10 protein-coding genes are annotated in these 13,142 nt (G+C 67.2%); 3 read left to right on the forward strand and 7 right to left on the reverse strand.

What is annotated here, in order from left to right:
- Positions 1-14 precede the first annotated feature (14 nt).
- Both AB0B20_RS21760 and AB0B20_RS21765 read right to left on the reverse strand, forming a co-directional pair.
- Positions 15-2,693 carry a hypothetical protein gene (locus AB0B20_RS21760; RefSeq protein ID WP_357472905.1) on the reverse strand — a complete coding sequence of 893 codons (2,679 nt, stop codon included), beginning with the start codon at positions 2,691-2,693 and terminating at the stop codon, positions 15-17.
- Positions 2,690-4,405, reverse strand: a complete 1,716-nt coding sequence (locus AB0B20_RS21765; RefSeq protein WP_357472908.1) for a hypothetical protein — start codon at positions 4,403-4,405, stop codon at positions 2,690-2,692. Before AB0B20_RS21765 ends, AB0B20_RS21760 begins: the two co-directional genes overlap by 4 nt.
- Before the next feature lie 637 nt (positions 4,406-5,042).
- Here AB0B20_RS21765 and AB0B20_RS21770 point away from each other — a divergent pair.
- Entirely contained in the window at positions 5,043-5,717 is a 675-nt protein-coding gene (locus AB0B20_RS21770; RefSeq protein WP_357472911.1) for a GNAT family protein, read from the forward strand.
- 87 nt (positions 5,718-5,804) lie between these two features.
- Here the strand turns inward: AB0B20_RS21770 and AB0B20_RS21775 are convergent, their stop codons facing one another.
- On the reverse strand, positions 5,805-6,725 hold the full coding sequence (locus tag AB0B20_RS21775) for an RNA polymerase subunit sigma-70 (RefSeq protein ID WP_357384704.1): 921 nt from the start codon (positions 6,723-6,725) through the stop codon (positions 5,805-5,807).
- 136 nt (positions 6,726-6,861) lie between these two features.
- Here AB0B20_RS21775 and AB0B20_RS21780 point away from each other — a divergent pair, with 136 nt between their 5' ends.
- Positions 6,862-7,569, forward strand: coding sequence for a DUF899 family protein (locus AB0B20_RS21780; RefSeq protein WP_357384706.1), 708 nt, complete (start codon positions 6,862-6,864; stop codon positions 7,567-7,569).
- Positions 7,570-7,808: 239 nt separating this feature from the next.
- On the opposite strand, the gene AB0B20_RS21785 is transcribed toward AB0B20_RS21780, so the two are convergent.
- The 4 genes from AB0B20_RS21785 to AB0B20_RS21800 form a co-directional block, all read right to left on the reverse strand.
- Positions 7,809-8,591, reverse strand: a complete 783-nt coding sequence (locus tag AB0B20_RS21785; protein WP_357472914.1) for a hypothetical protein — start codon at positions 8,589-8,591, stop codon at positions 7,809-7,811.
- Positions 8,588-9,157: an RNA polymerase sigma factor gene (locus AB0B20_RS21790; RefSeq protein ID WP_357384710.1), complete on the reverse strand. Its 570-nt coding sequence runs from the start codon at positions 9,155-9,157 to the stop codon at positions 8,588-8,590. The genes AB0B20_RS21785 and AB0B20_RS21790 overlap by 4 nt, the downstream gene beginning before the upstream one ends.
- Before the next feature lie 35 nt (positions 9,158-9,192).
- Entirely contained in the window at positions 9,193-10,311 is a 1,119-nt protein-coding gene (locus tag AB0B20_RS21795; RefSeq protein WP_357384712.1) for an acyltransferase, read from the reverse strand.
- 312 nt (positions 10,312-10,623) lie between these two features.
- On the reverse strand, positions 10,624-11,607 hold the full coding sequence (locus AB0B20_RS21800) for an ankyrin repeat domain-containing protein (RefSeq protein WP_357472917.1): 984 nt from the start codon (positions 11,605-11,607) through the stop codon (positions 10,624-10,626).
- Between the two features lie 83 nt (positions 11,608-11,690).
- Between AB0B20_RS21800 and AB0B20_RS21805 the strand changes: the two genes are divergently transcribed.
- Complete coding sequence (locus AB0B20_RS21805) at positions 11,691-13,016, forward strand: polysaccharide pyruvyl transferase family protein (RefSeq protein WP_357384717.1); 1,326 nt, start codon at positions 11,691-11,693, stop codon at positions 13,014-13,016.
- Positions 13,017-13,142 lie beyond the last annotated feature (126 nt).

Genomic DNA, 13,142 nt, shown 5'->3' on the forward strand with positions numbered 1-13,142 from the left:
CGGGCACGAGGCCGTCAGGCAGCCGCAGGGGCAACTTCCCGGCCTTCGAGTTCGTCCAGGCGCCGCCACCATTCTGGAAACTCGGGCCGCAGTTCGGTGAGATCCTTCTCCTCACCGGCTATGAAACAGATGCCCTCGCCTGTGGCGGCGTCCCAGTAAGCGACGTCGCGTCCTTCGGCGAATCGGATGCGCACGTAGTCGAGATCCGTTCCGCCCACGATCAGGTGGGCGGCGAGGCAGGCCAGATCAGTGGCCGCACGGTCGACGGTAAGGCCCGCGATCGGTTCCTGCACCCGAAGAACATCAACCTCGCTTGAGCGTGCGGGGAATCCCTGGCCGGCAAGTCGCCGCACGATGGTTCTCTCCCATCGCACGGACGCCGCTCGGATGTCCCAACTGGCACTCATCAGTTCTACGATCTCGCGACCCGTGTAGTTCCCAGCGACGTAGCGCAGGTTAGCGACGAGAGCGGCGGCCTGCCGCGCGTCTGATGCGGTCAGCCTCAGCAGATGTTGATCAAGGCCGAGCGTCGGCGACAGCAGCAGTGCCTGAGCTTGATCGCGTACGGCCGAACGTAGCTCGTCGTCGAGGTCATATGCGGCGAGTTCGGAGAGGGCACGAAGCATAGTTTGTCGAGCCTTCGCCCCGGTGAGAACCTGCTCGGCGGCTGCGCGCTCCTCTCCGGGGAGCGAGGCAACGTTACTCTTCGGGCCCCACAGAAACGACCACGTAGCGAGCTGCGCCATGATCGCCCGTCCTGGGTCGATAGCGTCACCGTGCAGCAGCTCGCGCAGGACGTGGCCCAGGATGACCGCGTTGCGCACCGTCAGGGTGGGGCCGAGTTTCTCCTGAAAGGCTTTGTTCTGCAATGCCGCAGTGAATCGGATGGCGAGCCGGTTGCAGGCCATGCGGGTCCGGGTAGAGACGCTCAGGCGCCGCGTGAGCTCCTCCTTCAGCTCGACGTCGTCTGGTTCGCCTCCGGCGTCGAGGTCGTTGTCACGGTCGCCCATAGTGGACGGCCCGGCAGCCCCGCCCAGGCGAGCGGCGATCGAGCTGAGGATGACCTCGATGTCCGATGCGGGCTCTCCATCGGGCCCTCGGCTCCGTTGGTAGCCCCGATAGCGGGGGTGCCGGTAGAGCCGGTCCCAGTCGATTTCCTCCCACCGCAGCCGCTCCCCGTCACCCCCGTCCCCGGCTTCGGTTCCCGTCTTGGTCCCTGCCACCTTCCAAGCGGTCTCGGGATCGAAGATCAGCGTCTGCTCCAGCTGTCTGAGGAGCTGGAACAGGTCACTGTCGTCGCGGGGCAAGGTCCCCGTCGAGGACAGCAGATGATTGTCGTCTCCGCTTCGCTCCATCCGACCACGCAGCGAGTCCACGTGGTAGGGCCACGTCGGCTCCGGATCGGCGGTGCCGGCGCTGCCGGGCAGGCGGACGTCGATGCGCCCGCCATGCGTGAGCCGATCGACGTCCCTGTCAGCCAACCGGAACCGGAAACTCGTGCCGTCACCCTGGGCGGCCAGCGCGAGCACCGCGGTCCCGTCCGGAAAGACCAGGTCCGGCATACCCGAACCCAGGGCTGCGTTGAACACCAGCGTCAGGAGGTTGCCCTGTAGCTCGCTGTAGAGCAGTGCCACGGCACCTGCCGATGGTGTCTCACCGCCGCCCCGAAAGGTCAACGAGATCGATTCCGCGGTAGGCAGCGGCTGTATCGTCAGCGGCTTGTAGAGGCCAACGAACCCTCCGCGCGGCCGCGTCTCAATCACCGCCAGCTCGATGTTGCCGGTGGCGGCCGTCAGCAGCAGTGCCCGTCGAGACATGTTTGCCGAACCGGTGACCAACACCTCCTGCTTGCTGCCCACCACATGAATGAACTTGGCGTGCAGGAAGGCCGTCGGAGCGTCGGTCACGTGGACCCTCTCGAGCGACACCGCCGTGCCGGGGCGAGTCGCCAACGCGGTGAGGCGCCCCCCATCGACCGACGTGTCCGGGGTGAGCAGAACCCGCAAACGGCGGGGTCGTAGCCGGTCCAGCAGTTGCCCGAGCGCCGCCACATCCTCGTCGTAGAACGGTGCGTGCACCGTGAGCAACTCGACCGGACCGTCCACCGCGGCGGTGATCACCTCGATCAGCGGAGTATCGAGATTGTGGTGCAGCGGCTGCTGCGCAGTTGGCTGAGGGATCAACCACGGAGTGGAAGACCAAGCCAGGCCCAGCCCGGCGACTGCGGCGGGATCGAGCCACCCCCACGCCGCGATCCCGTCGATCAAGGACCGGAGCGCGGCGAACACGTCGGCATGCTCACCGATGCTGTCGTCATAGGTGTAGCGGTGCCACAGCTCACCGGGTTCGGCGTACCCGTCTGGCCCCAGATTGCCCGAGCCGACCAGCAACCGGCCCGCTGTGGACGTCGTCAGCAACACCGCCTTCGCATGCGCTGCCCACGGGTTGCGGACCGGTGCGGCCAGATAGGTTCGGTTTGCCTGACCGAGCCGCTGCCCGGATCGTGCCGCAGTGGCGAACTGCTCGGCCAGCCGCCGATCATCGGCCAGCACTATCCGGTTCGGCACTCGGCTCAACTGCCGAAGCAGATGGGTCTCGAAGAAGTCCAGGTGTGCCGAGTAGGTCAGCACGATCAGGTTCGTCCACGCACCCTGGACCTGCTCCGGGACGATGAACGGGGGCACGACACTCACCGCGCGTTCTCCCGGTGGAACCGCGCCGCCGCCTTCTGCGCCGCGCCAGCTGGGAGGTCGCCGTCGGTCAGGAGGGCCGACCCGGCGAGGGTCAGCTGCCGCTGCGGCAAGCTCAGGCTGGAGACGAGGCCGAGCTCGTGAGCGATCGTACTCAGGGCCCAGAACCGGCTGTCGTTGAAGCCGACCGGCGCGTCGGCGGGAAAGAACCGCAGCGCGTCACCGACCCGCCGGAAACGAAAGGTGTCCCCGCTGCTGAAGAGCTTCGCCGTGGCCACCCGCTCATGCTGGACAATCACGAAGTCGATGATGATCCATTGGAGGAGTTCGGCGATCGTCTGGTTTGCCATGAGCCGCTTGCGTAGCAACTCGTAGAAGCGGCTCATGCCGATGCGCTGGCCGCCACCCTCGGTAAGCAAATCGGCGTCGTCACCCAGGTCGGCCTGCCGCCCGGGGGCGCCGAGTCTGCGGTGAACGAGCAGCAGGATTCCCAGCATCGCGATCAGCGTTTCGGCGTCGTCCTCGGCGTTGGCGCACCAGTCGTAGAGGCTGTGCTCGTCGAACTCCTCGTGTCGAGGCCACAGATCGTCGACTCCTGGCGCCACATCGACGTGCCCCGTGAGCCACTCGGCGAAGGCCGCGCCCGGCATGTCGGCCCCGATTCCAGGATCGGGCAGGTCGCCGCAAAAGCTGTTGTCGTCGAGTTCTTCAGTAATGATCGCCCAGAGTTTACTCAGGGGAACCAGGCTCAGACCGTCGTCGGACAGCTCCAGCCCACGGCGTGCCACCCACGCCCACAGCCGATTGAAGGCAAATGCAAAATACTCGCGCGCCTGGTAGATGCGCCACCGTCGGGCGGTGATGAGCACTCCCGGCAGCGGTACGTACGGCTGGCCGTCCAATTGCCGGAAGTAGACAAGCTGGCGAAAGCGGTCCTGGCTTACCGCCTCCGCCGGAGCTGTCCGGCAGAAGTCGAGAATGAAGCGAAAGGTGGCGCGCCGCCGCTCAGCTTCCTCGGGCTCGCCGTGGTGCAGGAACACGTCTTGAAGTAACGGTAGGTCGGCGGTGGCGGCCGTGGGCAGCTGGCACAGGCAGCCGGCGGCTGCGAACTCCGTGAGAACCTCCCGCGGGACAGCGGCATCGCAGTCCGCGAAGTAGTCCCGGTAGAATCGGGTTCCGTCGACTGCAGCGCGATACCCGGCCGCCACCGACCGACCCAACGGCGTCGGAGCGTCGAACACCACCCCAGTACCCGGATCGGTCAGCACGACCAAGCCCATCGTCTCCATCACCGTGCGGTAGTAGAGCCCGTATCCGCCGAGTGGCTCCTTGATGTAGTCGAACCCCGGATCGAACTCCTCCTGACCGATCACACCGTATGTGCGCCTGGACCCGACGATGCCGCTCGTCAGGGTCTCGTGCTCAGGCTGCTCACAAAGCTGGCAGGCAACGGAGTACAACGCCTCCCGGGGGCGATAGAACGCCCGGAAGGCGCTCCGGTGGCGCGGCAGATCCCGCGCCCAAAACTCGTCCAACAGGAACGCGTAGAACGACCAGTACCGTGGGTGGGCGGTCAGCACGTTGACGCCCGGCGACAGCCGCGTCAGCAGCCGATCAGAACTAACCGAACCGAGCCCGAGATGGTCCTGCCCCGAGCCGCGCGAATAGGCCCGCGCCGCCCAGAACGGCCCCGTCAGCTCACCCTCGGACGTCATACGCCGGCAGGTGCTGACAGCCGGAACGAAGCCGCCGGGGCTCCGCCATCCCATGGCCTGCCGGTAACCCGGCGTGTGCCGAGCGCGGACCCGCACCAAGCCGTAATCCAGCTCTGAGCCGCGTCGGCGTGGCATACGCGGTGGACACCGCCCTAAGCGAAGCCGCACTATCGCGGTCGAAAACTACGACCGATCGTCTAGCCGGAACGTATGGTACTCGTCCAGCCACCGCCCGGAAGGCTTCCATGCCGTTCTCCTGTCCGGTGAGCCGGGTGCGACATTTCCACTGAGGACTGCGGTTGCCTGTCGTCCGAGCAGAATACTGCGTAACCGCCAGCATCGGTAAGCGCGGAGCAGCAAATGAAAGCGAACCAACTGGTCCGCGAGGCTGACAGCAATGTCCTAGGGTGATCTGGTGAGGATGCGGCGCCACACAGGCATGTCCGGCCGTGGGTGCCGACCTTCACCGGCATGCATCGAGCCGGCCGTCGATCCCCTGCGGGGCGGAGGTCATCAGACGAAGATCGGCGTCAACCAGGACCCAGCCCCAACCAGCCGCGATGTTAGCCAGGCTGAGAAACGCACCAGCCGACATCTTCGGGCAACGGCAGACGGCAGGACGGGGCATGATGCTCGGATGACATTGGCCGAGATCTGGCCCGTGCGCCGTCTGCGGGTGACGACGTCCGTGCTTGAGCTGGCTGTGCCGGGTGAGGACGAGCTCGCCGAACTGGCGATCCATGCGGCAGCTGGCATCTACGATCCGCAGAACCGCTTTCTGACGCGTTCGCCCGTGGCGGGATGGGAGTCGGGACCGTCTCCCCAAGCCGAGTGGTCGTTTCTGCGGTACTACTGGGCATCCCTGGCGGACTGGCGGCCGAGCAGATGGAACCTGGTAATGGCTGTGAAGGTCGATGGCGTCTGCGTCGGGGTGCAGGAGATCGGCGCGCAGGGCTTCGGGATCACCAAGACCGTCTCGACGGGGTCATGGATCGCGCGGCGGTTCCAGCGGCGTGGTTACGGCAAGGAGATGCGGGGCGCCATCCTGCATCTCGCGTTCGCCGGGCTTGGAGCGGATCGCGCCGAGTCCGCCGCCTGGTCCACCAACGCGCCGTCGCTGGGAGTCTCGTGGTCGCTTGGCTATCAGTCGAACGGCACCACAATCCGGGCTTTCGAGGGTGTCCGCCAGGAGCAGATCAACCTGGTGCTCGACCGCGAACGGTGGGAGAGCCGGCGTGACGACATCGCGATCCACGGACTCAGCGACGAGATGCTTGAGCTGATGGACGTCAAGCCGGCCGCATCCCGGTGATGGCCGCTGCCCGTGTGGCCGCACGTCCGTCGGGCTGCGTAGCCACTACCAGCGCAGACTCGGCCACTTGGCTTGAGACCTACTCGTCTAGGGCTCGAGCGTGGCGGGCATGCTGAAGGCGGCGACGTGACGGGCACCGATGAAGGCGTTGCTCTCTACGATCCTCCCGTTCTCGATCCGGAGTACGTCGACGACCAACGCCTCGTAGTGCGGGCTGCCGGGCCGGCGGAGATAGTTGATCAGTGCCGGGCGCCCGTTGGCCGAGGTGAGGAACGTACGCCAGTCGAGCGGTCGGCCGAGGAACTCCGCGGCCGCGTCGATCCCGACGACTGGCGGCTCGGGCGGCATCGTGATCCGTACGTCCTCGGCGAGCAGTGCCCGGATCGTCTCCGGGTCCTTCGCGTTGGCGTAGCGGCGCAGGATCTCTTCGTCCTTACTGGTGAGCTGCGGGCGGCGCCAGTCCTTCGGATCCGACGGAGCGCGCCGCCGGAGGGTGTGGCGGGCCCGCTGGAGGAGGCTGTTGACGGCCGCTACGGCGGTGTCGAGCGCGGCGGCGATCTCCTGCGGCGTCCAGCCGTAGACGTCGCGCAGCACGAAGGCCGCCCGCTGCCGCGGCGGTAGGTACATGAGCGCTGCGATCACGGCCAGTTCGACAGTCTCCCGGGCGGCGAGACCGGTCTGCGGATCGCCGCCCAGCAGGGCGTCGGGATAGGGACCGAGCTCGGTGGACCACTCCAGCGGGTCACCGTACGGTACCGTCCGGTGACTGGCCGCCTTGCGGCTGTCGAGGAAGACGTTCGTGGCGATCCGGTAGAACCAGGTGCGCGCCGACGCCCGACCCTCGAAGCGGTCGCGAGCCCGCCAGGCACGCAGGAAGGTCTCCTGCACCAGGTCGTCCGCGTCGGTGACGTTCCCGGCGAGGCGGTAGCAGTGGACGTGTAGCTCACGCCAGTGCTCGTCGAAGGCGCGCTGCAGCCAGACCGCCTGCTCATCAGGCGAGCCGGACATGTGGTTTCCCCGGGTCTGAGTGGTCCTCACAACCGTACTGACGACCGCGAACGCATCCGTCATCGGTCACCGATGACGATCGCCGACTCGGTCGTCTGTAACTGTGACCGATCCCCACTCCACGAAGGAGGCAGCCATGACGGCAACCCCCGCGGCCAGCGCCGCCGCGCCCTCGGTCGTCGACCGGGAGACCTGGCTGCGCGAGCGCGACGAACTGCTGGTCCGGGAGAAGGCCCATACCCGCGAAGGAGACGCGATCGCAGCCGCTCGTCGTCAGCTGTCGATGACCTTGGTGCCGACGGTGACGGTGCGGGGCCCTGGAGGGGACATCCCGCTGGTGGAGGTGTTCGAGGGCCGCCGAATGCTCATCGCCTACTTCCACATGTGGCACGACGGCAAGCCGTACGAGCATCAGTGTGAGGGATGCACCTTCTCGACCTGTCACATGCAGATGTTGGACTACCTGCACGCTCGGGACGTCACCTACGCCGTGTTCTGCGAGGGTCCGTACGACGAAAGTGCCCCGTTCGCGGAGTTCATGGGCTATAGGTTTCCCTGGTATTCGGCGAAAGACTCCGACCCGGCTCTTGCCGACGGTCGTGACTTCGGGTTCATCGCGTGCTACCTGCGCGACGGCGACAAGGTCTTCGAGACCTACTGGACCACCGGGCGGGGCGTCGAGGCGTTGATGACGACCTACCACGCCCTGGACCTCACGGTGTACGGCCGGCAGGAGAACTGGGAAAACTCGCCCGAAGGCTGGCCGCGGGTCACCGGGCACCCCTGGCGTCTCGACGGCCGTCCCACCGCGCAATGGTCACGCCCCGGCGTCGCACCGCGATGACGTCCTGATGATCGAGGCGATCATGGTCGGGTCGGCCGCGGTGTCAGCCTGCTGCTGCGTCGTGCCGCGGGCGGACGCTTTCCGCAGAGCCCGAATGCTTGCGTGCGACAGTGGCTGTCGTGGTCGCGGTGACCCTTGACGCCGCACCGGTTGTGCAGCACGCGGGCACGCTGCTGCTCCTGGCTTTGGCGGTGGCAATCGTCGTCGGCAGTCCGACCGAGGCCTGCCGAATCGCCCTCTCAGTCCAGCTTCGGTTGTTCGTACAGTTCGCGGGCGGACAGGTTCACCGCGCTGCCGTCTGCGAGGCGGACGGTCAGTGTGGTGGTGTTGCTGCTCGACTCGTCGAGGCCCTCGGGGTACCAGGCGCCGAAGTAACCGTCGCGAACGGTTGCCCGCGCCGTCCGTGACGAAGCGCCATCCTTGGTCCGCAAGTTGATCTCCACGCTCGTCACCTGTGAGCCGACATGTCCCGCCATGATCCGGACGTAGCCTTCGTCGGTGCGTAGTTGACCCCACGAGTACATCTCGACACCCCCGGCGCCGAGCCGCTCGGTGCTGGTCAGCACGGTAAGGATGCTGGTATTCGTCACGTCTCCATTGCGATCGCGGAAGCACGTCTGGCTTCCAGCCGGCGACACGGCGTTCACGTATGCGTACTCGCCGCGTTTTTCGCCGATGACCACCCTTGCGACGCTCGCGTCCTGGGCAGGCAGGCATTTGCTGGCGAGGTCGCGTGCCTCGGCATCCGAGATCGGGCTCGGCTCGGGCGTCCACGACGCAAACGCGGGACCAGCGTTGACAAGTGTCAGGGTGAAGGCGACAGCGGCGACGAGCGCTCCGGCCGCGCCGGCGATCGCCAGGCGGGGCCGACGGTGCGGTGTGCGCGCTGGTCCTGGGCGTGGCCGCCGATCAGTGGCGACGATCCGCTCGAGCAGTTCTCGCGCGGGTTCCTGCCCGACGCGTGCGGGCACCTGGACCGCGGCGGAGCGGATTATCTGGTCGAGGACATCGTCGTGGGTCATGCGGAGCCTCCGCGTCGTGAAGGGCCAGCCGGTGCAGGGACGTTTGTGGGTTCGCTGTTCGGCCGCTGACCAAGATGCTGACGCAGGCGGCGGCGGGCGCGCAGCAGGCGCAGACTGAACGCGGGCCGGGAAATGCCCAGTACGCGTGCTGCCTGCGGCCCGGTGAGGTCTTCGATCGCGGTCAGCGTCAGCACTTCCTGATCGGCGGATGACAGGCGCTGCCAAGCCTTCACCAGGTCGATGCGGGTAGCCGCGAGGTCGGCCTCGGCGCTGCTCGGAGCATCGGGTTCCCGTAGGACGCGAAGCGCGAGGCTCTGCTGCCGCTGGTCGCTGCGCTGCCGATTGTGCAGAACGTTGCGGGCGACGGTGAACAGCCAGGCGCGGGCCTCGCCGAGTGGTTTCGGTACTTCGTCCAAGCGGCGCCACGCTGTCAAGAACGTCTCGGCGACCACGTCTTCGGCAACGGCGAGGTGTGCACGGCGTTCGACGAAGAGCAGCAAATCGTCATACGCGGCCTCGAACAGCTCGCGGAAGGCGGAATCGGCATCCGCGGTCGTTTGATCCACACTCGTCCTCGTGTTCGGCGCGTTGCGTCTGGTGGTCATTGTCGTCGCCGGTCCGATACAAAGCCGCGGATCAGGGGTGCGAGTGGGCGCTCGACGAAGCGATGGACGAGCCAGGCTGCCGCCAGCAGCCCAAGCACGGTGCCGCCGATCAGTATCGACGCGGGGAGGTTGGTTTCCTCGTACACGTTGCGGATCACGCTGTATCCAATGCGCGGGTGCAAGAGGTAGAAGGGGTAGCTGAGTGCACCCGCGGTGGCCAGCCAGCGCAGTTTTACCCGGTCGGTGTAGCCGAGCGCGATGATGAGCATCAAAAGGTAAACCCCGGTGAGCAGTACCGGTGCCGGCCAGACGGCTACCTCGAAGCCGGGCTTCAACTCCAGGGTCCGCCCGTGCACGCGCTGCAGGCTGACCAGCCATGTGGCGAGTAACAGCACCCACAGCCATCGATCGGCTCGGTTGCGGCGAAGCAGGAACAGGGTGATTCCGGCGATGAAGTACGGCGCGAAATTGGACATCACTACCTCGTCCAGGGCGGCACCCCGGAAAACGGGCATGATCACGGCGGCGGCCAGCCACACGGCACTGAATATTTTTGCTCCCCGGTCGGTCAGCTTGGCCGCAAGAATGCACGCCGCGATCAGATAGAACCGAAGCTCGATCCAGAGGGTCCAGTACACGGTGTCGACAAGCGGCGTGTTGAGGGGCTCCGCCAGCATGGTCAGGTTGACCAGCACGCCCCACCCGTCCGGCGGAGGTGGGAAAGGCAGCCCGCCGCTGATCGGCAGCACTGCCGTTACGGCTGTCGTGGTCACCACACACACCCAGAACGCCGGATAGAGTCGCGCGGCGCGGGAGGCAGCGAACTCGCGAACGGTACGCCCCCAGCCGCTCATGAGGATCACAAATCCGCTGATCAGAAAGAACGTCTCGACTCCGAGGAAGCCATAGATCAGCACCGGTGCCGCGTCCGGCAGGAAGTATGCCGGCGGGCGCACCCCGTCCAACCTCCACGAGTCGCCGAAGTGGTATCCGGCCACCGCAAGAGCACAGATCAGCCGCAACCCGTCCAGCACGTACAACCGTGGCGCCCGCCCGGGAGGGCCGCTGACGGGCGACGGCGTCGGCGCACGGTCGAGCAACGCGGTCGTCGTCATACTCTGCTCCTGTCCTGGACACACGACTGCGCCCAGGACAGACATGTGCAGCACCGCGCCAAGTGCTACAGGTGATCACCGTCACTGTCCTCTGACGAAGCGGGCCAGTATCGCGAGCCTGACGCTGTCCCGCTGCGATAGGTAGGAATGACCGCTCAGGACGACGCCGAACTCCTGGCCCTGACCGCAGGCGACGAATGGAACGCGGTCGAGGTGTTCTACCGCCGGCAACGCGGACGTGGGCGCCGCGGGGAGGATGCTCTCGCAAGGGTCGGCTGCGGCTGCACGTCCAGCTCGGGGGACGGACGCGAGTCAGGGCAACTGGGCATCGAGTTCGTCGAGCGCGTCATGGACGTACTCCTGCCCGACGCCGTCCGGCAGCGTGGCACGGACCGCGTAGGCGAGCTCCACGAATGCCTGCCGTACCGTTGCCAGCTCTGCACTGTTCAGCTCGATGCGGTGCCATGACGCTGTGGGCGACTTGGCCGGATCGTCGACGAGTCGGTGGGCGACGGTCCGGGCCAGCGCGTACGGAGTACCGGTCCGCGCTTCCCACTCGTCATCGCCCAACTCCTCCGCCACACACTCGACGAGCTGCCCCCAGCGGCGGAACTCTGCCGGATCGCCGCGCAGCTCGTACCCGGTGGGATGCAGCCGCACGGTCGTACGGGCGATCGGTACGTCGTCCAGGCCAACGCTCATCTCGCCGAGTCGGAACTGAACGTTCTGCCGCTGCCAGCCCCGTGCGATCTCGAGCGCGCCCGCATGGTCAGCGCCGGCCAACAGCAGCACGCTGCTCACGGCCCGCTCGTTGCGTTCGATGGCGTGCATCAGCGCGGTGTGCCCGTAGCCATCGACCGCGTTCGGATCAGCGCCTGCGGTGAGAAGCACGTCAACGGCGGCGTGGTCACCGCGCCGAGCGGCGAGGATGAGCGCTGGGGTGCCGTCGGAGCGCCGCGAGTTCGGATCAGCGCCATGGCCGAGCAGCATGCGGATCGTGGCAGGTGCGGCCGATCCCAGCACCGCCTGGACGATCGGGCTCTCCTCGCCAGGCGCGGGCTTGGCACCGAGTTCCAGCAGGTAGCGCAAGACCTCCAACGCTGCGGCCTGCGGTCGGTGTCGGGTGGCGGCGATCGCGGTGGCGAGAAGGCTGCCGTTGGCGTCCAGGTCGAGCGCCACGGCTCGCTCGCCCAGACGCTCCACCGAGAGCTGGACGCGCTCAGCACGGGCGGATGTCAGGTGCCGGGCAGGCGGGATCCGGTTCGGCATGGAGCGGTAGGATTTCTGCTTCTGCACGGAACAGGGCCGTGCTCGGCCGGTCGCGCCGCTTCGGCCTCGCCGGGCGCCGTGGCGTCCGAGACGAAGGGTGGACACCCCGGATGCACCAGCGGATCCTGCTGCGAGCCCGCAAGGGCCCGTTCGACGTCGTCACCGCAGAGGAGACCTACGAGCGGGACTGGATCGGCAAGAACAGCGGCAACCTGGTCTTCAGCCACGCCGCGCACAAGCTGCTGGCCACCTCGGCGGCGGAGATCACCCCGTCGCGGTTCCGGGCGGACCCGCGCGATGCCGACGAGATCAACGAGAAGTACGACGCCTTCGTGATTCCGCTGGCGAACGCGTTTCGCCACGACTACGTGAACCGGCTGACGTCGATGACGCGGCTGATCGAGCGGCTCAAGATCCCGGTGGTGGTGCTCGGGGTCGGGGCGCAGACCGACGTGGACGGCGACCTGGAATACCTGCGCCCGATCGACGAGCCGGTGAAGGCCTTCTGCCGGGCGGTGCTGGACCGATCGCACAGCATCGGCGTACGCGGCGAGATCAGCGAAAACTACCTGCGTACGCTGGGTTTCTCCGCCGTCGAGCAGATCGGCTGCCCGTCGATGTTCCTGCACGGCGACAGCCTCCGGGTCGAGAAGGCGAAGGCGACCCTGAGCACCCAGGATCGGCTCGCGTTCGTCATCTCGCCGTACGTCCGCGCGCTGGCCCCGATCGTCGCGCACCACCACCAGCGTTACCCGAACCTGCGCTACCTGGCGCAGGGCCTGTACGCCCTCGGCACCCTGCTCTACGGCGACGCGCCGAAGTTGCTCGGCAAGACCGACGACATGCCGATCTACACCTCACATCCGCTCTTCGTCGAGGACAAGGTGCGGATGTTCGTGGACCCGTGGCCCTGGATGGAGTACCTCTCCGGATTCGACTTCGCCTTCGGCACCCGGATCCACGGCACGATCGCGGCGCTGCTCGCCGGCACTCCCGGGTATCTCCTCGCGCACGACTCGCGCACCCTGGAACTGGCCCGCTACTTCGACATCCCGCACCGGTTGATGCGCGATGTGCCGGCCGACATCGACGCCGCCCAACTCTACGAGGAAGCCGACTACACGGCCCTGAACGAGGGCCACAAGGAGCGCTTCGCCCGGATCACCGCGTTCCTCGCCAAGCACGACCTCGGCCTTTCGTTCGCCGACGGGGACAGCGCCACCCGTTTCGACGAGCAGGTCCGCCAAACCGTCTACCCGCAGGCGGTCCGGCCGGCCTCCGCCTACACCGCCGAGGAACTGCTGGCGCGCATGCGGTGGCTTCGGGACGAGAACCAGGCGCTGCGGCAGAAGCTCAAGGCGCTCGGCGCGCAGCCACTGCGCGACCGGGTCAAGCAGGCGGTGGGCGGTCGGGTCCGCCGGATGCTGTCGCGCTGACCGTCGTACGCCTGGTCGGCAGCGGAGCAACCGGCGACGGTGTCCGGCCCGGCGCCGACGTCGATCACCCGCCGTCCGGCCCGCACCCCGCCGCGTCCAGCAGCGCTTCCGCCGGGTACGCGCAGA

This window comes from Micromonospora sp. NPDC049151 (assembly GCF_040648395.1).
Taxonomy (GTDB): domain Bacteria; phylum Actinomycetota; class Actinomycetes; order Mycobacteriales; family Micromonosporaceae; genus Micromonospora.